22 protein-coding genes are annotated in these 24,908 nt (G+C 62.5%); 8 read left to right on the top strand and 14 right to left on the bottom strand.

The annotated features are described in order from the left end of the window. The first annotated feature begins 56 nt into the window (after positions 1-56). Positions 57-953, top strand: a complete 897-nt coding sequence (locus CKW25_RS10575; RefSeq protein WP_095079125.1) for a LysR family transcriptional regulator — start codon at positions 57-59, stop codon at positions 951-953. A gap of 34 nt (positions 954-987) precedes the next feature. Here the strand turns inward: CKW25_RS10575 and CKW25_RS10570 are convergent, their stop codons facing one another. Beyond that, complete coding sequence (locus CKW25_RS10570) at positions 988-2,082, bottom strand: DNA alkylation repair protein (RefSeq protein WP_095079124.1); 1,095 nt, start codon at positions 2,080-2,082, stop codon at positions 988-990. 18 nt (positions 2,083-2,100) lie between these two features. Then, the gene (locus tag CKW25_RS10565) at positions 2,101-3,909 is read right to left on the bottom strand and encodes a monovalent cation:proton antiporter-2 (CPA2) family protein (protein ID WP_095079123.1); all 1,809 of its coding nucleotides are present in this window, start codon (positions 3,907-3,909) and stop codon (positions 2,101-2,103) included. 219 nt (positions 3,910-4,128) lie between these two features. On the opposite strand from CKW25_RS10565, the gene CKW25_RS10560 reads away from it, so the two are divergent. Further along, positions 4,129-5,373 (top strand): diguanylate cyclase domain-containing protein, encoded by a 1,245-nt coding sequence (locus CKW25_RS10560; protein WP_371854965.1) that lies wholly within the window; start codon positions 4,129-4,131, stop codon positions 5,371-5,373. After that, positions 5,370-5,708: an FKBP-type peptidyl-prolyl cis-trans isomerase gene (locus CKW25_RS10555; protein ID WP_095079122.1), complete on the top strand. Its 339-nt coding sequence runs from the start codon at positions 5,370-5,372 to the stop codon at positions 5,706-5,708. Before CKW25_RS10560 ends, CKW25_RS10555 begins: the two co-directional genes overlap by 4 nt. Before the next feature lie 6 nt (positions 5,709-5,714). On the opposite strand, the gene CKW25_RS10550 is transcribed toward CKW25_RS10555, so the two are convergent. Beyond that, on the bottom strand, positions 5,715-6,848 hold the full coding sequence (locus CKW25_RS10550; protein ID WP_095079121.1) for a cytochrome P450: 1,134 nt from the start codon (positions 6,846-6,848) through the stop codon (positions 5,715-5,717). An 80-nt stretch (positions 6,849-6,928) separates the two neighbouring features. Here CKW25_RS10550 and CKW25_RS10545 point away from each other — a divergent pair, with 80 nt between their 5' ends. Beyond that, positions 6,929-7,702, top strand: a complete 774-nt coding sequence (locus CKW25_RS10545; RefSeq protein WP_095079120.1) for a helix-turn-helix transcriptional regulator — start codon at positions 6,929-6,931, stop codon at positions 7,700-7,702. Here the strand turns inward: CKW25_RS10545 and CKW25_RS10540 are convergent. Beyond that, positions 7,699-8,307 (bottom strand): LysE family translocator, encoded by a 609-nt coding sequence (locus tag CKW25_RS10540; protein ID WP_095079119.1) that lies wholly within the window; start codon positions 8,305-8,307, stop codon positions 7,699-7,701. The two genes, CKW25_RS10545 and CKW25_RS10540, sit on opposite strands and share 4 nt — an antisense overlap. Before the next feature lie 105 nt (positions 8,308-8,412). Here CKW25_RS10540 and CKW25_RS10535 point away from each other — a divergent pair, with 105 nt between their 5' ends. Then, complete coding sequence (locus CKW25_RS10535) at positions 8,413-9,300, top strand: LysR substrate-binding domain-containing protein (protein WP_095079118.1); 888 nt, start codon at positions 8,413-8,415, stop codon at positions 9,298-9,300. A gap of 71 nt (positions 9,301-9,371) precedes the next feature. Here CKW25_RS10535 and CKW25_RS10530 read toward each other — a convergent pair whose 3' ends face one another. The 5 genes from CKW25_RS10530 to CKW25_RS10505 form a co-directional block, all read right to left on the bottom strand. Further along, on the bottom strand, positions 9,372-10,391 hold the full coding sequence (locus tag CKW25_RS10530) for a branched-chain amino acid aminotransferase (RefSeq protein WP_095079117.1): 1,020 nt from the start codon (positions 10,389-10,391) through the stop codon (positions 9,372-9,374). Between the two features lie 308 nt (positions 10,392-10,699). Continuing rightward, positions 10,700-12,085, bottom strand: coding sequence for a dihydrolipoyl dehydrogenase (gene lpdA, locus CKW25_RS10520; RefSeq protein ID WP_095079116.1), 1,386 nt, complete (start codon positions 12,083-12,085; stop codon positions 10,700-10,702). A 3-nt stretch (positions 12,086-12,088) separates the two neighbouring features. After that, the gene (locus tag CKW25_RS10515) at positions 12,089-13,372 is read right to left on the bottom strand and encodes a dihydrolipoamide acetyltransferase family protein (RefSeq protein ID WP_095079115.1); all 1,284 of its coding nucleotides are present in this window, start codon (positions 13,370-13,372) and stop codon (positions 12,089-12,091) included. Next, positions 13,373-14,431, bottom strand: coding sequence for an alpha-ketoacid dehydrogenase subunit beta (locus tag CKW25_RS10510; RefSeq protein ID WP_095079114.1), 1,059 nt, complete (start codon positions 14,429-14,431; stop codon positions 13,373-13,375). Position 14,432: 1 nt separating this feature from the next. After that, positions 14,433-15,668 carry a 3-methyl-2-oxobutanoate dehydrogenase (2-methylpropanoyl-transferring) subunit alpha gene (locus tag CKW25_RS10505; protein WP_095079113.1) on the bottom strand — a complete coding sequence of 412 codons (1,236 nt, stop codon included), beginning with the start codon at positions 15,666-15,668 and terminating at the stop codon, positions 14,433-14,435. 185 nt (positions 15,669-15,853) lie between these two features. Between CKW25_RS10505 and bkdR the strand changes: the two genes are divergently transcribed. Then, positions 15,854-16,342: a Bkd operon transcriptional regulator BkdR gene (bkdR, locus tag CKW25_RS10500; protein WP_095079112.1), complete on the top strand. Its 489-nt coding sequence runs from the start codon at positions 15,854-15,856 to the stop codon at positions 16,340-16,342. A 30-nt stretch (positions 16,343-16,372) separates the two neighbouring features. Here the strand turns inward: bkdR and CKW25_RS10495 are convergent, their stop codons facing one another. Further along, the gene (locus tag CKW25_RS10495; protein WP_095079111.1) at positions 16,373-17,236 is read right to left on the bottom strand and encodes an MBL fold metallo-hydrolase; all 864 of its coding nucleotides are present in this window, start codon (positions 17,234-17,236) and stop codon (positions 16,373-16,375) included. A 161-nt stretch (positions 17,237-17,397) separates the two neighbouring features. Between CKW25_RS10495 and CKW25_RS10490 the strand changes: the two genes are divergently transcribed. Then, positions 17,398-18,198: a sulfite exporter TauE/SafE family protein gene (locus CKW25_RS10490; RefSeq protein ID WP_095079110.1), complete on the top strand. Its 801-nt coding sequence runs from the start codon at positions 17,398-17,400 to the stop codon at positions 18,196-18,198. A 119-nt stretch (positions 18,199-18,317) separates the two neighbouring features. Next, the gene (locus tag CKW25_RS10485) at positions 18,318-18,938 is read left to right on the top strand and encodes a TetR/AcrR family transcriptional regulator (RefSeq protein WP_095079109.1); all 621 of its coding nucleotides are present in this window, start codon (positions 18,318-18,320) and stop codon (positions 18,936-18,938) included. A gap of 55 nt (positions 18,939-18,993) precedes the next feature. Here CKW25_RS10485 and CKW25_RS10480 read toward each other — a convergent pair whose 3' ends face one another. The 4 genes from CKW25_RS10480 to hydA all read right to left on the bottom strand — a co-directional run bounded on the left by CKW25_RS10480 (position 18,994) and on the right by hydA (position 24,523). Then, on the bottom strand, positions 18,994-19,977 hold the full coding sequence (locus tag CKW25_RS10480) for an RHS repeat-associated core domain-containing protein (protein WP_256577954.1): 984 nt from the start codon (positions 19,975-19,977) through the stop codon (positions 18,994-18,996). 300 nt (positions 19,978-20,277) lie between these two features. Beyond that, complete coding sequence (gene preA / locus CKW25_RS10475) at positions 20,278-21,552, bottom strand: NAD-dependent dihydropyrimidine dehydrogenase subunit PreA (protein WP_095079107.1); 1,275 nt, start codon at positions 21,550-21,552, stop codon at positions 20,278-20,280. Continuing rightward, positions 21,553-22,920 carry an NAD(P)-dependent oxidoreductase gene (locus tag CKW25_RS10470; RefSeq protein WP_172736480.1) on the bottom strand — a complete coding sequence of 456 codons (1,368 nt, stop codon included), beginning with the start codon at positions 22,918-22,920 and terminating at the stop codon, positions 21,553-21,555. A 163-nt stretch (positions 22,921-23,083) separates the two neighbouring features. Continuing rightward, complete coding sequence (hydA, locus tag CKW25_RS10465; protein ID WP_095079105.1) at positions 23,084-24,523, bottom strand: dihydropyrimidinase; 1,440 nt, start codon at positions 24,521-24,523, stop codon at positions 23,084-23,086. Positions 24,524-24,908: the final 385 nt, after the last annotated feature.

Here is a 24,908-nt window from a genome sequence, read left to right as displayed (position 1 = left end):
TCACCCGCTGTGCGTTTTTAAACAGCGATCCTCAGGCTTGGGATCAAGGAAGGCAGATGTTCGACTGGAATGACTTGCGGTTTTTTCTCGAGTTGCAACGCAGTGGGCGGTTGCTGACCGCCGCGCGGCGCCTGAAAACCACCCACGCCACCGTGGCCCGGCATATCGAGGCGATTGAGAAGAGCCTGGGGACGGCGCTGTTCGTCCAGCAGGCCCAGGGTTATGAGCTGACCCCGGCCGGCGAAGCGCTGCTCAAGCACGCCGAGGCCATGGAGAACGTCGCCTTGCTGGCGCAGGAGGAGATCACTCAGTCCACGGCGCCGTTGGGCAAGATCCGCGTCGGTGTGACCGAGGGCCTGGGCATCATGTTCCTCGCCAGCCGCATGAAAGGGCTGTTCGATCGTTATCCGGGGCTAGAGGTGGAGCTGGTGGCGGTGCCGCGCTTTGTCAGCATCCTCAACCGCGAGGCCGAAATCAGCATCCACCTGGAGCGCCCGGCCGCCGACATGCTGGTGACCCGCAAGCTGACCGATTACCGCCTGGCGCTGTATGCCAGCCAGGACTACCTGGACCGCTCGCCACCGTTGCGCAGTCGCGAAGACCTGGCGCGGCATGCCTGGATCGGCTACGTCGACGACCTGCTGTTCAGCCAGGAGCTGATGTTCCTCAACAGTTTCTGCCGCAGTCCGCAGGTGGTGTTCCACAGCACCAGCGTGATTGCCCAGCAACAGGCGGCGCGAGCGGGGCTGGGGATCGCCGTCCTGCCATGCTACATGGCCAGCAACGACCCGGGCCTGGTGCCGCTGCTGCCCGCCGAAAGTCTGCAGCGCAGTTACTGGATCAGCACCCGCCGCGAGCTGCACAAGTCGGTACGGTTGCGGGTGTTGTGGGATTACGTGGTGCAGCTGTGCGACAGCGAGCAGGCGCTGTTGCTGGGCCCCGTTGCCCTGTAGACGCGGCACGTTCGCGCCTGCAGGGCGGGGTGTTTCAAGGAAGGAGTTCGAACGCGCTGCTGGCCAGCCGTTCGCCATTCACCAGCACATGCACCGCGTGCAGGCCCGGGTAATGCTTTCGGGTGGTCAGTGCCTTGATGGACTGGGCACGGGCGATGGTCTCGCAGGCGTTGCCGGGAAGCGTCAGGACCTTGAGCTTGAATACCTTTGTCGAGGTGCTGCCGTTGGCCTTGACGTAATCGATGGCGTAGTCGATCACCAGGCGCTGGCTGCTCTCGGTCGTGGATGTGATGGCATAGGACAGGGTGATGGTTTGCCCCAGGGCAATCACCGGCGGGTTGACCTTCAGGTCGATGATCCGCACTTCAGGCTTGCCACCGGCACCGATGATCGCCAATGCCCGCCGGTTGCCCTGTTTGATCAGGCTGCGCAGGGCATGTTTGGCGATCCATGCCGTGCGCGGATCCTCCAGCGACCAGCCTTCGATCAGGCCCAGCACCCACTCGGGATGGTCCTTGGTGATGTCGTTGAGGTGGTTGGCCACCGACTTGCGTACGTAGAGGCTGTTGTCGGCCTTGAGGTTGTCGAGGATCGCCGCCGCCAAGGTCGGGTCGGCCTGCACCCGCTCCAGGCGAAACGACCAGGGCAGGCGCGGGCGACTACCCTCGCTGGCCAGGCGACGTACGTGTTCGTTGGCATCCAGCGACCAGTCGTGCATCAGCGTTATGGAACGTTCGAAATCGCTGCGCAGAAAGTGCCGGACCGCGAACTCCGAGGAGCCGAAGCGGGTGAAGTACTTCAGCGCGGCCATTGACGGCTCGTAGGCGTGCATCCCGTAGGTGGCGACATACTGTGGCAGGCACATGCTGACAAAACTGCTGTTCAGGCGCGGTGCCAGCGGATGCAGGATGTCCAGGGTCTGCTCGTAGTTCAGCGGCAATACCGCATGCAGGCAGTCACCCACCCGCGCCATGCGTTGCATCACCGACAACTCGCCCAGGCCGTCGTTGGCCATTGCCAGGAATGCCCCGGCGTCGAACGGCGGGTACACCGCGCACAATTGCGTGGCGATATGTTCGAAGCGTTCGGCGTTGAAGATTTCCTTCAGCGCGGGGGCGGCGTCACTCATCCGTGGGTCCTCATCGGTTCAACCCTTGCCCGATTGTTCTTCAATCTGGTCGGCCTCGAACAGGCGCGCCAGGTCGGCACGAGCCTGTTGTGCGGTCTGCATGACTTTGGCGGCGTCATCGTAGATCGCATGCTGGGTCTCGAGCACTTGTTCGTCATGGTGCTTGAAGCGTTCGATGCGCGCATCGGCCTGGCTTTGGCTAAGCCCCAGGCCCATCAGGGTGCGGCGGCTCATTTCCAGGCTGGAGTAGTAGGTTTCCCGTACGGCCTCGGTGCCGAGGTCCATCAGGCGGTGCACGTGCTGGCGGTTACGGGCCCGGGCGATGATCTTGACGTGGGGATAGAGTTTGCGCACCAAGGCGGCGGTCTTGATATTGGTCTCCGGGTCATTGGTGGCGATCACAAAGAATTCCGCCTGGCCGACCTTGGCCGCGCTGAGGATCTCCGGGCGCATCGGGTCGCCGTAAAACACCGGCACGCCGCCAAAGCTACGGGACAACTCGATGGTTTCCACCGAGGTGTCGAGGGCCACGAAACTGATCTTTTGTGCCCGCAGGATCCGCGCCACGATCTGCCCCATGCGGCCCATGCCGGCGATCACCACGCGCGGGGTATCGGAGTCGATTTCCCGCAGGTGCGGCGGCACGGCAACCGGCTCGACCCGGTTTTTCACCAGGCGTGCGCACATCAGCAGCAACAGCGGCGTCAGCGCCATGGACAGGGTGATGGTCAACACTTGCATGTCGTACAGCCGGGTGTCGAACAAACCGTGATCGCGCCCGATCTTGAACACCACGAACGCGAACTCGCCACCGGCGGCCAGTACGATGCCCAGGCGCACGGCACTCAGCCGATTGAGGCCACCGGCCATGCGCCCGACCAGGTACAGCAGGGGCAACTTGAGGGCGATCAACAACAGGGTCAGGCCCAGCACGGTCGCCGGGGCGCTGAACAGCAGGCTGATGTTGGCGCCCATGCCGACGCTCATGAAAAACAGCCCCAGCAGCAGGCCCTTGAAGGGTTCGATCTGGGCTTCCAGTTCATGCCGGTATTCGGAGTCCGCCAGCAGCAGGCCGGCGAGGAATGCACCGAGGGCCATCGACACGCCAACTTCGTCCATCAGCCACGCGGTGCCCATCACCACCAGCAAGGCAGTGGCCGTGGAGACTTCCGGCAGGTTGGCCTTGGCGACGATGCGAAACACCGGGCGCAACAGGTAACGGCCACCGACCACCACCACGGCGATGCTGCCCAGTACCCGCAGGCCATGATCGAGGTTCTCGGCCGTGCTGGTGCTGTGGTCGACGCCGGCCAGCAGCGGGACCATGGCGATCAGCGGGATCGCCGCGATGTCCTGGAACAGCAGGATGGCAAACGCCAGCCGCCCGTGGGGGCTGGTCAACTCCTTGCGCTCGGCCAGGCTTTGCAGGCCGAAGGCGGTGGACGATAACGCCAGCCCGAGGCCGAGCACGACGGCACTGTTGAGTGGCTGGCCAAAGGTGTAGTACGCCAGCACTCCGATCACTGAACCGGTCAGCAGCACCTGCGCCAGACCGACGCCGAACACCGATTTGCGCATCACCCACAGGCGTCGTGGCGACAGTTCCAGGCCGATGATGAACAGCAGCAGCACGACGCCGAGTTCGGAAATGTGCATGACGCTTTGCGGGTTGTCGATCAACCCCAGCACGGCAGGCCCGATGAGTACCCCGGCCAGCAGGTAGCCCAGCACCGCCCCCAGTTGCAGGCGCTTGGCCAGAGGCACGGTGAGCACGGCCGCGAACAAAAAAACCACTGCGGCCTGCAGCAGGTTGCCTTCATGTGGCATGGATCACTCCTGGATTCTCGACATTTGAATGCACGGCGCCGACGCCGCCATGTTCGACGCGCAGTGTAAGGGGGTGGCGCATCGGCTGCATCCGTGGATAGGGCGCAGTGCGCGGTAAATCTGACAGTGTACCGCCATGGAGAGGCTGGATTAACATAGCCAACCGCCACTACTGGTCAGGATCACAATCGCTATGACGGCAACTTATCAATGATCCCGATGTGGCTTGGTCTCTGCGCCATCGGGGTGATCGTTGTCTTGATCGCCGTCCTGATCGTTCGTGAGCGCCGCTGGCGTCAACTCACGGCGCACTACCGCGCCATGCCTGACGGGTTGCCCGACCGGCCCGCCATGGAGGAGCCGCCCGCGCCCAGGGAGCCGGACGACGTCGAACGCTTCAAGCGCAGCCAGTACTTCGCCCGCATCGGCACCTGGGACTGGGATGTCGACACCGAAAAACTCTATTGGTCCGATGCCATCTACGGCATGTTCGGCTTCAAGGTGGGGGAGGTAGTGCCCAGCTATCAACTGTTCTGTTCCTGCGTGCACCCTGATGATCGGGAGCGGGTGCGCGCCGGCGAGTTACGGTGCCTGGCGACAGGTGAAAATCATGACGAAGAGTACCGGGTGGTCTGGCCGGACGGCAGCGTCCACTGGCTACGGGAAACCGGCAATGTGGTGAAGACGCCGGAGCAGTCCATTGTGAAAATGATGGGGGTGGTGCGCGACATCACCGACGAAAAAGCCAGTGCCAACCAGTTGCAACGCCTGGCGCACTTCGACCGGTTGACGGGGCTGCCCAACCGCCTGGTGCTGGAACAACGCCTGGCCAGTGCGCTGGAGCAGGCGCGCCTGAGTGCCACGCGGGTGATGCTGGTGTTTGTCGACCTCAATGGGTTCAAGGCGATCAACGACGATTTCGGGCACGCCGCCGGTGACCAGGTGCTGGTGGCCACCGCGAGTCGACTGAAGCATATCCTGCGGGCCTGTGACACCGTCGCACGGATTGGTGGCGATGAATTCGTGGTCATCCTTGAAGGCTTGCCTCAAGGCAAGAGCCTGGAAGACGAGGCCCGCAGCATCTGCCAGAAAATCTTCAGCGAGCTTTCCCGGCCGATCAACGTCGGCAAGGACCAGCGACAGATCGGCACCAGCCTCGGGGTTGCGGTATTCCCCGATCACGCGCCGAGCATGGACACGCTGCTGCACATGGCCGACCTCGCCATGTATGAGGCCAAGCGCAGTGGCAACAATCAGTACCGGCTGGGGCGGCAGTCGGCAAGCCCGCCCGCGGGAACAGCGGTCGAAGGCATCGTTACCACCTGGACGGCACCGGCATGGCACGGTTCCGGCGACCCGTTACCGATAGACAGGGCACCTGAGGTTGCCAACCGGCCGGTTTTCTGGGAAAACCCTGCGCCTCAACGCCCGATCGGGCCAGCGAACAGACGAGAGCGGCAATGAACGACGAATTACAGGTCATCGACCTTCAAGTGGGTACCGGCAAAGCCGCGGTAAAAGGCGCCCTGATCACCACCCACTACCGTGGCTGCCTGGAGGACGGCAGCGAATTCGATTCCTCCTGGTCTCGCGGCAAGCCGTTCCAGTGCGTGATCGGTACCGGCCGGGTGATCAAGGGCTGGGACCAGGGCATCATCGGCATGCAGGTCGGCGGCAAGCGCAAACTGTGGGTGCCGGCGCACCTGGCTTATGGCGAGCGGACCATGGGGGCCATCCCGCCCAACTCGAACCTGGTGTTCGAGATTGAATTGCTGGAAGTGTTGACCCGCGACGACTGATGGCAATCATGATTGGGCCGGTTGTCGCTCGCTGAACAACGGGATGCGTCCGTTCAAGGAAGGGCGGTAGGACCAGGCCAATGAGTCCAGTGCCATACCCTGTCTCAGGAGTTCACCGACGGTGCTGCTGGCGATGTGCATGGCCAGTGGTTGGCCCGGGCATTGGTGGCGGCCGGCACCAAAGGTGAAGCTGCGCCGCTGCGGGCGCTCGAGGATCAAGGTGTCCGGCTGGTCGTTGAGTTGCGGGTCGCGATTGGCCGAGGCCAGCAGCACCAGAATGGTATCGCCGGGGTTGAGGCTCACGCCCTCGATCTGGCACGGGGCCGCGACAAAACGTCGAGTGTTCTGTACGGGCGGGTCAAAGCGCTGGACCTCCGCCAGCAGATCGTCGATTCGCCCGGGATCGCAGCGCATTTCACGCGCAAGCGCCGGGTTGCGAATCAGCGCCAGCACTGCGTTGCCGATCAACCCGGCGCTGGCCTCATAGGTTTGAGAGAACAGGCCGATGAGGTTGGCGAGCAAGGTGTTGCGCTCGCTCAGGCGCTGGCGAATGCCTTCCAGCAACGGGCGTTGGCCGTCATCGGCGCTCAGGCGTGCGCTGAAGTAATGACTCAAGTGTTCGGTGGCCCGGTGGGCCGTCTCCAGTTGCTCGAGCGTGCTCAGGGGCGAGAGGCAGGCGACGAAATCGGCGGTCAGTTGGCTGAGTATCCGGCCTTCGCTTGCCGTGAAACCGAGCAATGCGGCAACCACCCACACCGGGCCCGTGAACATGGCATGGTGCAGCCCGTCAGCGGTCGGAGTGATCAAACGGGTGCGGAGCAGATCACGGACGCGGGCGCTGTCGATAATCTCCAGTCCCGGTGCAATGGCGGATCGAGGGCAACGTTGGCGTTCACCGTCGTTCATCCGCATCAACAGGCCGAACACCTTGCCGGCCGGGCCTTGTGCGATGGCCTTGGGCACCGGTTCATGGGCCGGACGAACCCGGCAGTCGGGATGGACCATTACGGCGGCGACGGCCCCGGCGCTGCTGGCCACCCACAGGCCCAGGCCTGGATCAAAGGATAATCCGCCGGCGGCCCGCAGGCTGGCGTAGTAAGGGTAGGGATCAGCGTGGGTCGCGGCGGTGATCGGGTCCATGCAGTGCTGCCTTATTCGTCGTGGAAAGTGTTGCTATTCTCTGCGGTTCGACAGGGCGACGATTCGTCCGGGAGCGAAATATGTGCGTATCGAACACAGAGCAACACGACGTCGGCGTCTCGCAGGTCGCCGCCGCGATTGCCGAGCCTGCCAGGACAAAAATCCTGTGCTCGTTGATGGATGGCCACGCCCGCACCAGCACCGAGCTGGCGAGCATTGCCCAGGTCAGCGCGTCCACGGCCAGCGCCCACCTGGCCAGGCTCAAGGAACTGGCGTTGGTGCGCCTGCACGTCCAGGGTCGTCATCGTTACTACAGTCTTGCGGACCAGCGCGTCGCCCAGGCACTGGAAGCGCTGATGGTAATCGGCCAGGACGCTGCGCCAACCTTCAGCCCGCGCACCCCGGATCGCCTGCAATTCGCCCGGACCTGCTACGACCATATGGCGGGCACGCTGGCGGTCTTGCTGCACGACCGGATGCTCGAGGCCGGGTGGTTGTTGGTGACCGATCAGCAGGCGTATCGGTTGAGCGACAGTGGCGAGGCGTTGTTCGAAGGGCTGGGGATCGAGGTCAAGGACTTGAGCACATTGCGCCGGCGTTTTGCCTGTCCGTGCCTGGACTGGAGCATGCGCCGCCCTCATCTGGGCGGCGCATTGGGGGCGGCCTTGCTGACGATCGCGATCAAGCGCAAATGGCTCACTCAGGACCTGGACAGCCGGGCGCTGGCGTTGACGGCGACGGGGCGTAAGGAAATCAGCCGTCGGTTTGCAATCGAGCTGCCGGTCCAGTTACCGACAGCCCCCCACACGACCCGCCACACCCGCTGCCAAACGATCGCCAGTCCTGTGCCTTAACGGCTGGCCGTGGCCATCAGCACGCCGAAGCCGGCAAAGGTCACGCCCGAGACTTTTGCCGCCAGCCAGGAACCCTTCGGGCTCGACAACCAGCCCTTGGCGGCATTGGCGAGCAGCGCATAGCTGCCATGGACCAGGATCACCAGCACAGCGTAGGAGCTGACCAGCTTGAAAAACTGGGCGTAGAAGTGCGCCGAGGTGTCGATGAACTGCGGGAACACCGCCAGGAAGAAGAACACCGCCTTGGGGTTCAACAACTGGATCGAAGCCGCTTCGACGAAGCGATAGCCAGGGCTGGCGGCGGGTGTGTCCAGCAGTGCGCTGAAACGGTCCGAGCGCCAGCTTTTGTAGCCCAGGTACAGCAGGTAGGCGGCGCCTGCGTACTTCAATGCGGTAAAGGCGTGCGCCGAGGTGGCGAGTATCAGGCCGACGCTGGTGGCACTGATGGCGGCGACCACAAACGCCCCCGAGGCGATCCCCAGGATCCCGGGCAGTGCGCCGGCCCAGCCGTGGCGCAGGGCGTTGGACAGCGTCAGGATCACACCAGGGCCGGGGCTCAGAATGGTCAGGGTGGCGAAAAGTAAAAAGAGTCCGTAGCTGTTCATGTCTTGCTCCGTCAGGGGGCGCTGGCTGTGTGTCGGCAGATTGGCGTGGTGACGAGGGCGTGACAAACGCTTTAAATGCAGCGCATATGTGACAAAATTAGACCCATGATAAATTCACTCCCTCCCCTGAACGCTGTCCGTGCCTTTGCCGTTGCGGCTCGCCACCAGAGTTTCAGCCTGGCGGCCGAGGAACTGCACGTCAGCCACAGCGCTGTCAGCCGGCACATCAAGCGGCTTGAAGAGCACCTGGGTGTGCTGCTGTTCGAGCGGCGTATCCGCCAATCGCTGCTGACCCCGGCCGGCCAGCGCTTCTATGAGCAGGTCAGCGCCGGGCTGGCGCAGATCGCCGAGGCCGCCGCCGCGCTGAAACAGCAAGCCGCGCAGCCGACGGTGACGATCAACGTCCGTCCGTCCTTCGCCATGCTGTGGCTGGCACCCCGGCTTGCGGATTTCACCGCGCAACACCCGCAGATCACGCCGCAGGTCATGACCCAGACCCAGGCCCCCGATCCTGCGCGCGACGGGTTCGACATTGTCATTCGTCGCGGTCGTGATGACTGGGCGCCGAGTATCGAGGCGCACAGCCTGTTTGCCGATGAGTTGGTGCTGGTTGCCGCGCCCTCGCTGCTGGCGCGCCTGGCGCTGGATGACCTCGACGCCTTGGGTCGGCACACGCTGCTGATCGCCAAGGCGCGCCGCGAAGACTGGCACCATTGGGCCCTGCATGGTGGTCAGCCACCGGCAGCCACCCAGTTGACCCGGCAGTTCGATCACATGCACCTGGTGCTTGACGCCGTCGTGGCGGGGCAGGGCATTGCCTTGTGCCCGACCTCCCTGCTGGGCACCCACCTGTCGAGCGGACGCCTGGTCTGCCCGCTGCCCGGGCTGCGCATGCCGTTGCCGCGTTACTACTACGGGGTTGCGCCGCACGCCAGCGCGCGCACGCGGGTCTTTGTGGACTGGCTGCTCGCCCAGGGCGGCATGGCACTGTAGGCGCAGCTGCATAAAAAAAACCACCCGACGCTTTCGCGAAGGGTGGGTTTTTCAGTACCCGGGGGCGTTGATCAGACCTTGACGATCCAGCCCGCTGGCGCTTCGATGTCGCCGGTTTGCACGCCGGTCAGCTCTTTGTAGAGCTTCTGGGTGATCGGGCCGACTTCGGTTTCGCTGTGGAACACGTGCAGGTGGTCGTTGTAGCTGATCCCACCGATCGGCGTGATCACGGCAGCGGTACCGCAGGCACCGGCTTCCTTGAAGTCCGACAGCTTGTCGATGAACACGTCGCCTTCGACCACGTCCAGGCCCAGGCGGGTCTTGGCCAGTTCGATCAGCGACAGACGGGTGATACCCGGCAGTACCGAAGGGGATTTCGGCGTGACGAACGTGTCGTCGTGGGTGATGCCAAAGAAGTTGGCCGAGCCGACTTCTTCGATTTTCGAGTGAGTCATCGGGTCCAGGTAGATGCAGTCGGCGTAATGCGCCTTCTTGGCCTGGGAGCCAGGCATCAGGCTGGCGGCGTAGTTGCCACCGACCTTGGCCGCGCCGGTGCCCTGTGGGGCAGCACGGTCATAGCTGGAGATCAGGAAGTTATGCGGGGTCAGGCCACCCTTGAAGTAGGCGCCGACCGGGATGCAGAAGATCGAGAAGATGAACTCCGGGGCGGTGCGCACGCCGATGTTGTCACCCACGCCGATCACGAACGGACGCAGGTACAGCGCGCCGCCGGTGCCGTACGGTGGAATGAAGCGCTCGTTGGCGCGGACCACGGCCTTGCAGGCCTCGACGAACTGCTCGATGTCCACCTGTGGCATCAGCAGGCGGGCGCAGCTGCGCTGCATGCGCAGGGCATTCTGGTCCGGGCGGAACAGGTTGATCGAGCCGTCCTTGCAGCGATAGGCCTTCAGGCCTTCGAAGCATTGCTGACCGTAGTGCAGGGCGGTCGAGCCTTCGCTGATGTGCAGCACGTTATCTTCGGTCAGGGTGCCTGCGTCCCACTCGCCATTACGCCAGTGCGACAGATAACGCTTGTCTGTCTTGATGTAGTCAAAGCCCAGCTTGTCCCAATTGATGCTCTCGTTACCCATGACACCCTCTATCACTTAACAATCGCCTGAACGGTTCAAGGCTTCTGGCGTTTTACTGGATGGGCACAACAATACTTCATTCCGGGGTGGTTTCGCAGCCCGGACGATGGAGGGATTGGCAAAAGTTGTAGCTTGCTTGCCGATCCCTCTGTTTTTTACCCCTTTGTGGCGAGGGAGCTTGCTCCCGCTCGGGTGCGAAGCACCCGTAAAATCTGGCTCCCCGGTGCATCAGGCATATTGTGGAGACCGGTTTGGGGCCGCTACGCAGCCCAGCGGGAGCAAGCTCCCTCGCCACAGGGGTTATTCGGTCACAGGTGCAGCGCATGCCCCAAGGCACGCAATGCTGCCTCTTGGACCGCCTCGCCGAGGGTCGGATGCGCGTGGATGGTGCCGGCGATGTCTTCCAGGCGTGCGCCCATTTCCAGGGACTGGCCGAACGCGGTGGACAGCTCGGACACGCCGACGCCCACGGCTTGCCAGCCAACAATCAGATGATTGTCACGTCGCGCCACCACCCGCACGAAGCCGCTTTTCGATTCCAGGGTCATCGCCCGGCCGTTGGCCGCGAACGGGAAGTTCGCCACGATGCAGTCCAGGCCCGTGGCCTTGGCTTCGTCCGGGGTCTTGCCGACCACCACCAGTTCCGGGTCGGTAAAGCACACGGCGGCGATGGCGGCAGGGTTGAATTCGCGCTGTTTGCCCGAGATCAGCTCGGCAACCATTTCACCTTGCGCCATGGCACGGTGCGCCAGCATCGGTTCGCCGCTCAGGTCGCCGATGGCGTAGACGTTGCGCATGCTGGTCTGGCAGCGGTTATCGATCTTGATGGCCGATCCGTTCATGTCCAGGTTCAGCGCTTCCAGGTTCCAGCCCAGGGTATTGGGTTTACGACCAACGGCCACCAGCACCCGATCGGTTTCCAGGGTCAGGGTGTCGCCATTCGGGTCGCGCACCTGCAAGGTGTGGGTGGCCGCGTCGAAGCCTTGAACGCTGTGCTTGAGGTACAGCTTCACGCCCAGTTGCTTGAGCGCTTCGTGTACCGGCTGCGTCAGTTCGCCATCGTAGGCCGGCAGAATCCGCTCCTGCGCCTCGACCACGCTGACCTCGGCACCGAGCTTGCGGTAGGCAATCCCCAGTTCCAGGCCGATATAGCCGCCGCCGACCACGATCAGGCGCTTGGGCACGCTGTTCGGCGCCAGCGCTTCGGTGGAGGAGATGACTGCTCCGCCGATTGGCAGCATCGGCAGGTTGACGCTGGTCGAACCGGTGGCGAGCACCAGGTGCTCGCACTGGATGCGGGTGTCGCCGACGTCCACGGTTTTGCCGTCGATGACCTTGGCCCAGCCTTGAATCACCTGGACCTTGTTCTTTTTCAGCAGGGCCGCGACGCCGGTGGTCAGGCGATCGACGATGCCGTCCTTCCACTCGACGCTCTTGCCGATGTCCAGGGTCGGTGCCGAGACATTGATCCCCAGGGCCGAATCCTGGCTGTGGTGCCGGGTCTGGTGGAACTGCTCGGCGACATGGATCAGCGCCTTGGAGGGAATGCAGCCGATATTCAGGCAGGTGCCGCCCAACGATTGGCCTTCGACCAGAATGGTCGAGATACCCAACTGGCCGGCGCGGATCGCCGTCACATAACCGCCAGGACCGCCGCCGATGATCAGCAACGTGGTGTTCAGAGTGTGTTGCATGTCTTACTCCAAAAACAGGGTGGCGGGTTGTTCGAGCAGAGCGCGAATGGCCTGGATGAAGAGCGCCGCGTCCATGCCGTCGACCACCCGGTGATCGAAGGAGCTGGAGAGGTTCATCATCTTGCGGATCACCACCTGGCCCTTGATCACCATCGGACGTTCAACGATTTTGTTGACACCGACGATGGCCACTTCCGGCAGGTTCAGCACCGGGGTGCTGACGATGCCGCCCAGGGCACCCAGGCTGGTCAGGGTGATGGTCGAGCCGGACAACTCGTCACGGCCGGCCTTGCCAGTGCGTGCGGCGGTGGCCAGGCGGGCGATTTCCGTGGCGTTGTCCCACAGGTTGCGCGCTTCGGCGTGCCGCACCACGGGCACCATCAAACCGATGTCGGCTTGAGTGGCGATGCCCACATGCACGGCGCCGAGGCGGGTGATGACCTGGGCTTCGTCGTCGTAACGGGCGTTGATCTGCGGGAAGTCGCGCAGGGCAACGACCATGGCGCGCACCAGGAACGGCAGCAAGGTCAGCTTGCCGCGGGTGGCCCCGTGTTTTTCATTCAGGTGCGCACGCAGCTCTTCCACCGCGGTGACGTCGATTTCCTCGACATAACTGAAATGCGCGGCGCGCTGGGTGGCGTCCTGCATGCGCTGGGCGATCTTGCGGCGCATGCCGATGACCGGGATCTGCTCTTCGTCATGGCGTTCGCTGTAGGCCGCGCCCGCAGCGGGTGTTACCGAAGGACCCTGCGTCAGGTAGGCCTCAAGGTCCTCGTGCAGAATTCGCCCGGCGGGACCGGTGCCCTGAACCAGGCGCAATTGAATGCCAGCGTCCAGTGCGTGCTTGCGCACGGCCGGCGATGCCAGCGGACGTTCGTCGGCTTCGCGAGCTACGGGTGCCTGGAGCGCTGGGCGGCAGGCAGGTGCCGGTTTGCTGGCGGCCACGGTCTCGACCTTGGGGGCCGGCGCGGGCGCGGCTTTCGGCGCCTCGGCCTGGACTTCGGTAGCGGCGGCCGGCTGCGCGGACTCTTTGTAGTTACCCGCGCCTTCGACTTCAATGCTGATCAAGATGCTGCCAACGGCCATGACTTCGCCGGGCACACCGCCCAGGGAGATCACCTTGCCGTGTACCGGCGACGGGATGTCGACCATCGCCTTGTCGGTCATCACATCGGCCAGTAGCTGGTCTTCGACCACCATGTCGCCAACCTTGACGTGCCACGCCGACAGTTCAACTTCTGCAATGCCTTCGCCAATGTCCGGCATTTTAATAACGTGCGTGCCCATTCAGACCTCCATGACCCGTTTCAAAGCCGCGCCCACACGGGACGGGCCAGGGAAATACGCCCACTCTTGCGCGTGGGGGTAGGGGGTGTCCCAACCGGTCACGCGTTCGATCGGCGCTTCCAGGTAGTGGAAGCAGTGTTCCTGCACCAGCGACACCAGTTCGGCGCCAAAACCGCAGGTCCGGGTGGCTTCGTGGACGACCACGCAGCGTCCGGTTTTCTTCACTGACTTGACGATGGTGTCCAGGTCCAGCGGCCACAGGCTGCGCAGGTCGATGACTTCGGCGTCGATACCGGTCTCTTCGGCGGCCACTTGTGACACATACACCGTGGTGCCGTAGGTCAGGACGGTGACGGCCGAGCCCGGGCGAGTGATGGCGGCGACGTCCAGCGGGACGGTGTAGTAACCGTCCGGCACCTGGGCGGCCGGGTGTTTCGACCACGGCGTTACCGGGCGGTCGTGGTGGCCGTCGAACGGGCCGTTGTACAGGCGTTTTGGCTCGAGGAAGATCACCGGGTCATCGTTTTCGATGGCGGCGATCAACAGGCCCTTGGCGTCGTAGGGGTTGGACGGCATGACCGTGCGCAGGCCACAGACCTGGGTGAACATCGCTTCGATGCTCTGGCTGTGGGTCTGGCCACCGTAGATACCGCCGCCACACGGCATGCGCAGGGTCATCGGGGCGGTGAACTCGCCCGCCGAACGATAGCGCAGGCGCGCGGCTTCGGAGATGATCTGGTCCGACGCCGGGTAGACGTAGTCGGCGAACTGGATCTCGGCCACCGGACGCAGGCCGTAGGCACCCATGCCCACCGCCACGCCGACGATGCCGCTTTCCGAGATCGGCGCGTCGAACACCCGCGAGGTGCCGTACTTGTTCTGCAAGCCTTCGGTGCAACGGAACACACCGCCGAAGTAACCGACGTCCTGGCCGAACACCACGACGTCGTCGTCGCGCTCGAGCATCACGTCCATGGCCGAGCGCAGGGCCTGGATCATGGTCATGGTGGTGGTGGTCATGGCGGTATCCAACTCAATAGTGTTGTTGTGATCGTTCATGTCAGATCCCCAACTCTTGGCGCTGGCGCTTCAAGTGCTCTGGCATCTCTTTGTAGACGTCTTCGAACATGGTCGCGGCGCTCGGGATCTGGCCACCGGCGAGGGTGCCGTACTGCTCGGCCTCTTTCTGTGCGGCAATCACCTGGGCTTCGAGTTCGGCGCTCAGGGCGACATGTTCCTCTTCGGACCACTGGCCGATTTTCACCAGGTGCTGCTTGAGGCGCGCGATCGGGTCGCCCAGCGGGAAATGGCTCCAGTCATCGGCGGGACGGTACTTGGACGGATCATCCGACGTCGAGTGCGGGCCAGCACGGTAGGTGACCCACTCGATCATGGTCGGGCCGAGGTTGCGGCGGGCGCGTTCGGCGGCCCAGGCAGAGGCAGCGTAGACCGCGATGAAGTCGTTGCCGTCGACCCGCAGGGAGGCGATGCCGCAGCCCACGCCACGACCGGCAAAGGTGGTGGCTTCACCACCGGCGATGGCCTGGAAGGTGGAGATGGCCCACTGGTTGTTGACCACGTTGAGGATCACCGGCGCACGGTACACGTGGGCAAAGGTCAGGGCGGTGTGGAAGTCCGACTCGGCGGTGGCGCCGTCGCCGATCCAGGCCGAGGCAATCTTGGTATCGCCCTTGATGGCGGAGGCCATGCCCCAGCCCACCGCCTGGATGAACTGGGTGGCGAGGTTACCGGAAATGGTGAAGAAACCGGCTTCCTTGACCGAGTACATGATCGGCAGCTGACGGCCCTTGAGCGGATCGCGCTCGTTGGACAGCAGCTGGCAAATCAGGTCCACCAGCGGCACGTCGCGGGCCATCAGGATGCTTTGCTGGCGGTAGGTGGGGAAGCACATGTCGTCGATGTTCAAGGCCAGGGCCTGGGCGCTGCCGATGGCTTCTTCGCCAAGGCTCTGCATGTAGAACGACATTTTTTTCTGACGCTGGGCGACGACCATGCGGTTGTCGTAGATCCGCGTCTTGAGCATGGCGCGCATGCCTTGGCGCAGAATCTCCACCGGCACGCCTTCGGCCCATGGGCCCAGGGCATTGCCCTGGTCGTCGAGCACGCGAATCAGGCCACGGGCAAGGTCCGCGGTGTCGGCGGGCTCAACGTCGATTGGGGGTTTGCGCACCGTGCCGGCATCGGTCAGGTGCAGGTAGGAGAAGTCGGTTTTGCAACCAGGACGGCCCGATGGTTCGGGAACGTGCAGGCGCAGCGGTTCGTACGCTTGGTTCATGGCTTCTACGCTCGATCTTGTGAATTTCTTGTAGTGAGCTGACGGTCATTCTTCGGTGAAAGAAATCTTGTCCTACAACAATCATAGGCCGGCCCAAGAAGAATATTTCTCTCTGTTTCATTGCGCTTTAGGCTGTTTGAGGATAAAAAATCTGAATAAACACAAAAAACAGGTGGTTTTATCTCATGCGTAAGCTGGATCGTACGGATATCGGCATTCTCAACAGCCTTCAGGAGAACGCGCGCATCACCAACGCCGACCTCGCGCGTTCGGTGAATCTGTCGCCGACTCCTTGTTTCAATCGGGTCAAGGCGATGGAGGAATTGGGCCTGATTCGCGAGCAGGTCACGCTGCTGGATGCCGACTTGCTGGGGCTGCACGTCAACGTGTTCATTCACGTCAGCCTGGAGAAGCAGGTGGAGGAGGCCCTGGCGCAGTTCGAAGCGGCGATTGCCAACCGCCCGGAGGTGATGGAGTGCTATCTGATGGCCGGCGACCCGGACTACCTGATCCGGGTGCTGGTGCCGACCATTCAGTCGCTGGAGCGCTTCATGATGGACTTTTTGACCAAGGTCCCGGGGGTGGCGAACATCCGCTCGAGTTTTGCGCTCAAGCAGGTGCGCTACAAAACCGCGCTACCGCTGCCGGCCAACGGGTTGACCCTGGCCCTCTGAGTGGGTGCTCGTGGCAGTTTCCAGAAACGCTCAGAACTGGTTGATCGGGATTTTCAGGTAGGTCACGCCATTGTCTTCGGCGGGCGGCAGATTGCCCGCCCGCACATTGATCTGGATCGCCGGCAGCAGGAGTTTGGGCATGTCCAGCCCGGCGTCACGTTGGGTGCGCATGGCGACAAACGCGGCTTCGTCGATGCCGTCGTGGATATGAATGTTGCGTTGGCGCTGCTCGCCCACCGTGGTTTGGCATTGTGCCTCCCGGCCCTCGGGCGGGTAGTCGTGGCAGACATAAAGCCGCACGCAGGCAGGGAAGGCCAGCAGCCTGTGGATCGAAGCGAATAGCTGGTTGGCGTTGCCGCCGGGGAAGTCGCAACGGGCGGTACCCACGTCGGGCATGAACAACGTGTCGCCCACCAGGATCACGTCGCCGTCGACCAGGTAGGCCATGTCCGCTGGCGTATGACCGGGGACATGCAGGGCCGTGGCCTTGAGCGTGCCGATCATGAATGACTCGTCCGCGGCAAACAGGTGATCGAACTGCGAACCGTCGATACGGAACTCCGGCTCAAGGTTGAACAAACGCTTGAACACCCCCTGAACCTTGCTGATCGATTCGCCGATTGCGATCCTGCCACCCAGTTCGCGGCGCAGGTAAGGCGCGGCGGACAGGTGATCGGCATGGGCATGGGTTTCCAGCAGCCATTGCACCTGTAGCCGGTGCGCGCGCACGAAGGCGATCACCCGGTCGGCCTGGGTCGTTGCAGTCCGGCCGGCCGCCGGGTCGTAGTCGAGCACCGGATCGACGATGGCGCAGGCCCCGCCGTCGTGGTCATAGATGACGTAGGTAAAGGTCGATGACGCGGGGTCGAAAAAAGCTTCAATCAAGGCGGGCATGGTGGGCGATTCATTCAGGACAAGCCTTGAGCGTAGTGGCATTTTCCCTGTGCTGACCAGCCCCCATGCAATTCAATGAAGGAAAAAAGCCTGCGGGGCTCTATCCTGTCTGGCATCGATACCGGGCGCTCCCGGCTTTTTTCGCAGATCACGAGTGTTTTATGTTGCTGGCGAGTTTTTTTGGCGTGGTGATGGGGTTGTTACTGGGGTTGACCGGTGCCGGTGGCGGCATTCTTGCCGTGCCGGCGTTGGTACTGGGGTTGGGCTGGACCATGACCCAGGCCGCCCCTGTCGCGTTGTTCGCGGTGGGCAGTGCCGCGGCGGTCGGCGCCATCGACGGATTGCGCCACGGCCTGGTGCGGTACCGCGCGGCGCTGCTGATTGCCTTGCTGGGCGCGGTGTTTTCCCCGTTGGGCATCTACTTTGCCCACCAGATGCCGGAGAACATCCTGATGATCCTGTTCAGCCTGTTGATGATCATGGTGGCCTGGCGGATGTTGCGTCGCGAACGCCGGGAGGCGGGGCCGAGCGACCATGGCCACGCCAACTGGGGCCAGAAGAATTGCATGCTCGATCAACAGACCGGGCGCTTTTCCTGGACCGCCAAATGCACCGCGACCCTGGCCGCGCTCGGGGCGGTGACCGGTGTGGTGTCGGGGCTTCTGGGCGTGGGCGGCGGGTTTCTGATCGTCCCGGCGTTCAAGCAACTGACCGACGTCCAGATGCGCGGGATTGTCGCCACCTCCCTGATGGTGATCAGCCTGATCTCGGCGATCGGGGTGATCGGTGCCTTGCAGGCCGGCGTCAGGATCGATGGCCAGGGTATCGCGTTCATTGGCGCCAGTATCGTCGGCATGGTGATCGGCCGTCGCCTGTGTGCCCGCGTGCCCGCCCGCGCGCTGCAGGTGGGGTTTGCCAGCGTGTGCCTGCTGCTGGCCGGCTACATGCTGCTCAAGGCGTAAGGCGCTGCCGGTGCTGGGCAGAGCGGCGAAAATCGACCTCTGCTGTACGTGCCGTGGGACGTTTCGTTTCGTTGGTGGCGAATGCTAGTCTTGACCCATGCCGCTGCCAGGGAGCCCTCATGGGCAATCACAAGATCGAGATCCGTCGCAGTAACGTCGATAAAATCCTGTTGGCCGCCGAAAAGGTCTTTGCCGAAAAAGGCTTCGGCGGCACGGCGATGGGCGACATTGCCAGGGAAGTGCAGTTGCCGCGCTCCAACCTGCATTACTACTTCAGCACCAAGACCGAGCTCTATAGCGCGGTGCTCCTGGACTTGCTGGAGGTGTGGAAGCAGGACGCGTTGTGCTTCGAAATGTTCGATGACCCCCGGGTGGTGCTCAGCAGCTACATCCGCGCCAAGATGAACCATTCCCGCAGCCGCCCCTACGGCTCGAAAGTCTGGGCCAATGAAATCATCCACGGTGCACCGACCCTGGGCGAAGCCCTGGATGCCAGCCTCTATGACTGGGCCAAGATGAAGGAAGCGAAGATTCGCCAGTGGGTGGAAGACAAACGCATCCTGCCGGTGGAGCCTTCCAGCCTGCTGTACATGATCTGGGCCTCGACCCAGCACTACGCCGACTTCGATCATCAGGTGAACATCCTCAACGACCATCAGCCGCTGTCGGACATGCAGTTCGAGCGGGCGGTGCAGACGGTGACGAGTGTGATTTTGCGGGGGATCGGGTTGGAGCCGTAGTGTGCGGCATGTTTCTATGTGCAGTTACTTTTAAGTTCTCAATGAGTTTTACATATTAATTAGATTGAGTGGTGCGAATTTTCTCTCTAAGCTCTTCGAGTTGCATTTGTTTGATGCGTTTATTTACGAGATTGATTCTTTCAGTGTGGACGGGGGTTTTGGTATGTCTTCCTGCTTTTATATCAGCATCTCTTTCTGCTTTTATTTCTTCGATTTTTTTCATTAAGTTAGAATTTTTTTGGATGTTGATGTCTGGGTGCTTTGGGCTGAGCGCATCGTACTCTCGTGCATCATTATACAACTGCGCTCGTGCTGGCCGGACACCTTTGCTTATTCTTGTTTTAGCCGTATTTGTATGGCTGCCTGTTTTAGATGGTCGCCCTGAAAAAGAATCACTATTTGATGTCAATGTTGAAATACTCGTTGTTGGTGATGAGCGCATCGGATTGTTCTGTGAAATATCAGCCTTAGCTATGGTGGTAGCGGTTTTTTTTATCTTGAATTGTGGGTTTGTGACGATTTCTGGAACGTTTGTTAGGCTTCTTCCTCGCATAAGTATGCTCATTTTTATGCTGCCTGTTGGGTCAACAAAATTAATTGGATCATCTCCGCAATAAGCATACGAATTAATCCCCCCTTCACCAAAAGGACTCAAGTTGTCCGGGCTATTGAAACGCATCAATACAGGGTTGTAAGCACGCTTGCCCTGTCCCAACAAATAGTGCCCGGTTATTGAGTCCGGACACTCACCGTTGAATCCCAGCAAGCGACTTAAACCGCTTTCGGCAGGGTGATGGCCGTAGGCCGTATAGGCCATTTGCCGCAGGTCGGTGCCGGTCAAGGTGTGCAGCAGCGAATGTGCTCGGTCGGTTGCCAGTAGCGTTGTTTCGCTGACACCGGCCATGCTTTGTTGCTGCGCCAACGGTTGAGCTGCATGGCGAATGATCGATCGTTGCCCCTGGTCGTCCAGTTCGGTCGCCAGGTAGTTCTCCTGATAGAAGCGCCGTGTGCTTGCGCGCTCCAGAAGTCCCACGCCCATGAGACGGTCCAGTGGATCGTATTGATACCGGGACAGTACCTTCAATGATGAGGGGGGCATGGGCAGGGGGCTCGTTGGCTGGTTGGGTTTGTCTGAGCCTCGGACATTTCTTCAGTGCCGTCTAGCTAGCAGATCTGCCAGGTTGTGGGAACGATCCATTGTGCTGTGGCGTGGCTGTCGGCCTCATCGCGAGCAAGCGGAGCGCCGCCCGGCCCGCTCCCACAGGGATCTTGTGAACACCAGAGACCCTGTGTGGGAGCGGGCTTGCTCGCGATGGCGTCCGGCAAGACCGCGCTGATTTCACCCGTCAATGTGGTACGGGTTGCGCGGATCATGGTTCCAGTCCAGGAACGGCTTGCCGTTGTCCACGGGCACCATCTCGATGCAGTCCTGCACCGGGCAGGTGATCTGGCACAGGTTGCAGCCCACGCATTCGTCGTCGATCACTTCATATCGATGGGTCCCGTCGGCTTGTTTCAGGCTGGCCACGGCCTGGTGTGAGGTGTCTTCGCAGGCAATGTGGCAACGGCCGCAGCCGATGCAGGCCTCCTGGTCGATCCTGGCGATCACCTGGTAGTTGATGTCCAGATACTTCCAGTCGGTGGTGTTGCCCACCGCATGCCCGGCGAAGTCCTGCACGTGGGCATACCCCCGGCTGTCCATCCAGCGCGACAGGCCGTCCTTCATGTCCTCGACGATGCGAAAGCCATGCAGCATCGCGGCCGTGCATACCTGCACCGCGCCGCTGCCCAGGGCCATGAATTCGGCGGCGTCGCGCCAGCTGCCGATGCCGCCGATGCCGCAGATCGGCAAGCCTCGGGTCTGCGGGTCGCGGGCGATCTCGGCGACCATGTTCAAGGCAATGGGTTTGACCGCCGAGCCGCAATAACCGCCATGGGTGCTCTGGGTGCCCACGATGGGCAGGGCCACCATGCGGTCGAGGTCGACGCTGGTGATCGAGTTGATGGTGTTGATCAGCGACACCGCATCGGCGCCGCCACGATGGGCGGCCCGGGCGGCGACGCGGATGTCGGTGATGTTTGGCGTGAGCTTGACGATCACCGGCAACGAGCAATAGGTCTTGCACCAGCGGGTGACCTGTTCGACATATTCCGGCACCTGACCCACGGCTGCCCCCATGCCGCGCTCCGGCATGCCGTGGGGGCAGCCGAAGTTCAGCTCGATGCCGTCGGCCCCCGTGGCCTCCACCAGCGGCAGGATGTTTTTCCACGACTCTTCGATGCAGGGCACCATCAGCGAGACGATCAAGGCGCGGTCCGGCCAGTCTTTCTTGACCTGGGTGATTTCCCGCAGGTTGATTTCCAGCGAGCGGTCGGTGATCAGCTCGATGTTGTTGATGCCCAGCACTTCGCGGTTGGCGGCAAAGTGCGCGGAGTAACGCGACGACACGTTGACCGCCGCCGGGTCTTCACCCAGGGTTTTCCAGACCACGCCACCCCAGCCGGCCTCGAAGGCGCGGACGACGTTGTAGGCTTTGTCGGTGGGCGGCGCGGAGGCCAGCCAGAAGGGGTTGGGGGCCTTGATGCCGGCGAAGACAATCGAGAGATCGGCCATTTACGCAGCCTCCACAGTGAGCATGAGTCGGGCATGGATCGCTTGTGCGGCCAGTTTGCCGTGCTGGACTGCCTGTACGGTGAGGTCCTGGTCGAGGCTGGTGCAATCGCCGCCGGCGTAGACCCCCGGGATGCTGGTGCGCATCTGTTCGTCCACCAGAATCCGGTCACCCTGGCGTTTCAGTTCCCGGGCCAGGGGATCGCTCAACGCACTGTCGTCGAAGGTCTGGCCGATGGCCTTGAAGATCGCATCGGCGACCAGTTCAAAGGTGTCCCCGGTGCTGATCAAGCGACCCTTGTCCAGGCGCGTGCGGGCGAAGCGCATGCCGCGCACCTGGCCTTTATCGTCGAGCAAGACTTCCTCGGGTTGGGCCCAGGTCATCAGCCGCACCTGATTGGCCTTGGCGATGTCTTGCTCGTGGCCGGTGGCGCCCATGTCTTCGAGGCCGCGGCGGTACACCAGGTTGACGTCATGAGCCCCCAGGCGAGCCATTTGCACGGCCATGTCGATGGCCGTGTTGCCGGCGCCCAGGACGATGCAATGCTCGGCCAGCGGCAGTTGGCTCAGGTCATCCGCCTGGCGCAGTTCACGAATGTAGTCGGTGGCGGCCAGCAACCCCGGAGCGTCTTCATGGGCCAGGCCCAGCCGTTTGCTGGCGGCCAGGCCGAGGCCGAGGAACACCGCATCGAATTGCTGCTGCAGTTCACCGAGGCTCAGGTTATCGCCGAGCCGTTGCCCATGGCGGATTTCGATGCCACCGATTTCCAGCAGGAACCCCAGCTCATGCTGGGCGAAGTCATCCACCAGCTTGTACTTGGCGATCCCGTATTCGTTGAGGCCACCGGCCTTTGCCCGGGCCTCGAAAATCACCACGTCATGGCCGTGCATGGCACAGCGGTGGGCGCACGACAACCCGGCAGGCCCGGCACCGACCACGGCAATACGTTTGCCGGTGAGCGCTGCGCGCGTGAACGGGTGCTCGGTGAAATGGGCGTTATCGATGGCGTAGCGTTGCAGCAGGCCGATCAACACCGGCGCACATTCCTCGGCGTTGTTGCGCACGCAGGCTTTCTGGCAAAGGATTTCCGTCGGGCAGACCCGGGCGCAACTGCCGCCGAGGATGTTCGCCGAGAGGATCTTTTGCGCCGCGCCCTGGACGTTTTCCTGATGAATGTTGCGGATGAACGAGGGAATGTCGATCTCGCTCGGGCAGGCGTTGACGCACGGGGCATCGTAGCAGTACAGGCACCGCGAGGCCTCCAGGTGCGCCTGGCGAGCATTGAGGGGGGGCGCCAGGTCGGTGAAGTGGCCGGCGAGGGTGGCCCCGTCCTCCGGGGGATGGGGCAAGTGGCTCAGGGTCGGGATCACGGTATTGGCCTCACGGTTAATTGAGGAAGTGCCTCTGACGGGCATTGATGTTGTGTTGCCGGTGCGGGCCTCTTCGCGGGCAAGCCCGCTCCCACGGGAGGAATACCTTACGAGTGTGGGAGCGCGCCGGGCTGTGCTTCGCTTATCCGCGAAGGCCTGGAATTCAGCGTTTCACGGCCGTCGGCTTGTGCAGCTCGGCGCGCTTGCGCAACAGGTCGAACACCGCCGGGTAGGCCGGGCGATCGATATAGCGTCCGGCCCCGCGTACCGCTCGCAGGTCGCCGTCGGCCCAGACCAGGCGGCCCTGGCTGATGGTGTGGCTGGGTACGCCGCGCACGGTCTTGCCTTCGAAGATGTTGAAATCGACGTTCTGGTGGTGGGTCTTGGCGGAAATGGTGCGGCTGCCTTGCGGGTCCCAGAGCACCAGGTCGGCATCGGCGCCGACGCGGATCGCGCCTTTACGCGGGTAGAGGTTGAAGATCTTCGCGGCGTTGGTGGAGGTCAGTGCCACGAATTCCTGCATCGACAGGCGCCCGCTGTTGACCCCTTCGTCCCACAGCACGGCCATGCGATCCTCGATGCCAGCGGTGCCGTTGGGGATCTTGCTGAAATCGTCACGGCCGGCGGCTTTCTGATCGGCGCAGAAGCAGCAGTGATCGGTGGCGGTGGTGTGCAGGTTGCCCGCTTGCAACCCATGCCACAGTGCTTCCTGATGCCCGCGCGGGCGGAAGGGCGGGCTCATCACGTAACCGGCGGCGGTTTGCCAGTCGGGGTGGCGGTAGACGCTGTCGTCCAGCAGCAGGTGCCCGGCCAGCACTTCACCGTAGACCGGCTGGCCCTTGCTGCGGGCGTAGGTGATTTCGTCCAGCGCTTCCTTGGTGGAGACGTGGACCAGGTACAGCGGCGTGCCCAGGGTCTCGGCGATGCGAATTGCCCGGCTGGCGGCCTCGCCCTCGACTTGCGAGGGGCGCGACAGCGGGTGGGCTTCAGGGCCGGTGATGCCCTGGGCCATCAGCTTGCGCTGCAGGTGGTAGACCAGTTCGCCGTTCTCCGCGTGCACGGTGGGCACCGCGCCCAGTTCCAGGCAGCGTTCGAAACTGGCCACCAGGGTGTCGTCGGCCGCCATGATCGCGTTCTTGTAGGCCATGAAGTGCTTGAAGCTGTTGACCCCGTGCAGGCGTACCAGCTCGGCCATTTCCTCGCGAACCTGTTCGCTCCACCAGGTAATGGCCACATGAAAGCCGTAGTCGGAGGCGGATTTCTCCGCCCAGCCGCGCCACTGATGGAAGGCCTCGAGCAACGACTGCTGCGGGTTGGGAATCACGAAGTCGATGATCGAGGTGGTGCCGCCGGCCAGTCCCGCCGCCGTACCGCTGAAGAAGTCTTCGCTGGCCACGGTGCCCATGAAGGGCAGTTGCATATGGGTGTGCGGGTCGATGCCGCCCGGCATCAAGTACTGGCCAATGCCATCGAGTACTTCGCAGCCTGGGGGGGCATCCAGGTTATTGCCAATGGCCTTGATCACCCCGTCGGCGCACAAGACATCGGAACGGTAACTATCATCATGGGTAATGACGGTGGCGCCACGGATCAACAGAGCCATTCCGGTTTCCTCGCAGGCATGACCGGCTGATGCCGGTTCTAAGTGTTGTTATATGTAGCAGGCTAAGGAAGTTGTATTCCTGTCAGCACTGTCAGGATTAAACGCTAGCTGTAGTTAATGGATTGGGCAAGAATATTTTTTATAAGCTTATAACTGTATTAACTGATTGTTTTTAAATAACAAAAAGCAAAAGTCAGCAATAGGGTAGAGCCGCTCACCATTTTGACGCACTTGACAGGAACGAAATATGGTCAAGATTTTCTATGTGAAATCAGCTATTTGAGGTGCGCCTGTGGCCGACAGGAAATTTCACGTTAACTGTAGCGCACCCGATTGAACCCTGACGGCTCGGATAACGTGCCTGGTATTTGGCCTGAGTGCCCAG

Origin of the sequence: Pseudomonas sp. Irchel s3h17, assembly GCF_900187505.1 — a bacterium.
Taxonomy (GTDB): Bacteria; Pseudomonadota; Gammaproteobacteria; order Pseudomonadales; family Pseudomonadaceae; genus Aquipseudomonas.
Note: the sequence above shows the minus strand (reverse complement) of the source record. Positions and strands in the feature narration are given on the sequence as shown.

Coding starts and splice junctions, on each gene's coding strand:
- CKW25_RS10575 (WP_095079125.1), top strand. CDS start 57: ATGTTCGACTGGAATGACTTGCGGTTTTTTCTCGAGTTGCAACGCAGT.
- CKW25_RS10570 (WP_095079124.1), bottom strand. CDS start 2,082: ATGAGTGACGCCGCCCCCGCGCTGAAGGAAATCTTCAACGCCGAACGC.
- CKW25_RS10565 (WP_095079123.1), bottom strand. CDS start 3,909: ATGCCACATGAAGGCAACCTGCTGCAGGCCGCAGTGGTTTTTTTGTTC.
- CKW25_RS10560 (WP_371854965.1), top strand. CDS start 4,129: ATGTGGCTTGGTCTCTGCGCCATCGGGGTGATCGTTGTCTTGATCGCC.
- CKW25_RS10555 (WP_095079122.1), top strand. CDS start 5,370: ATGAACGACGAATTACAGGTCATCGACCTTCAAGTGGGTACCGGCAAA.
- CKW25_RS10550 (WP_095079121.1), bottom strand. CDS start 6,848: ATGGACCCGATCACCGCCGCGACCCACGCTGATCCCTACCCTTACTAC.
- CKW25_RS10545 (WP_095079120.1), top strand. CDS start 6,929: ATGTGCGTATCGAACACAGAGCAACACGACGTCGGCGTCTCGCAGGTC.
- CKW25_RS10540 (WP_095079119.1), bottom strand. CDS start 8,307: ATGAACAGCTACGGACTCTTTTTACTTTTCGCCACCCTGACCATTCTG.
- CKW25_RS10535 (WP_095079118.1), top strand. CDS start 8,413: ATGATAAATTCACTCCCTCCCCTGAACGCTGTCCGTGCCTTTGCCGTT.
- CKW25_RS10530 (WP_095079117.1), bottom strand. CDS start 10,391: ATGGGTAACGAGAGCATCAATTGGGACAAGCTGGGCTTTGACTACATC.
- lpdA (WP_095079116.1), bottom strand. CDS start 12,085: ATGCAACACACTCTGAACACCACGTTGCTGATCATCGGCGGCGGTCCT.
- CKW25_RS10515 (WP_095079115.1), bottom strand. CDS start 13,372: ATGGGCACGCACGTTATTAAAATGCCGGACATTGGCGAAGGCATTGCA.
- CKW25_RS10510 (WP_095079114.1), bottom strand. CDS start 14,431: ATGAACGATCACAACAACACTATTGAGTTGGATACCGCCATGACCACC.
- CKW25_RS10505 (WP_095079113.1), bottom strand. CDS start 15,668: ATGAACCAAGCGTACGAACCGCTGCGCCTGCACGTTCCCGAACCATCG.
- bkdR (WP_095079112.1), top strand. CDS start 15,854: ATGCGTAAGCTGGATCGTACGGATATCGGCATTCTCAACAGCCTTCAG.
- CKW25_RS10495 (WP_095079111.1), bottom strand. CDS start 17,236: ATGCCCGCCTTGATTGAAGCTTTTTTCGACCCCGCGTCATCGACCTTT.
- CKW25_RS10490 (WP_095079110.1), top strand. CDS start 17,398: ATGTTGCTGGCGAGTTTTTTTGGCGTGGTGATGGGGTTGTTACTGGGG.
- CKW25_RS10485 (WP_095079109.1), top strand. CDS start 18,318: ATGGGCAATCACAAGATCGAGATCCGTCGCAGTAACGTCGATAAAATC.
- CKW25_RS10480 (WP_256577954.1), bottom strand. CDS start 19,977: ATGGGCGTGGGACTTCTGGAGCGCGCAAGCACACGGCGCTTCTATCAG.
- preA (WP_095079107.1), bottom strand. CDS start 21,552: ATGGCCGATCTCTCGATTGTCTTCGCCGGCATCAAGGCCCCCAACCCC.
- hydA (WP_095079105.1), bottom strand. CDS start 24,523: ATGGCTCTGTTGATCCGTGGCGCCACCGTCATTACCCATGATGATAGT.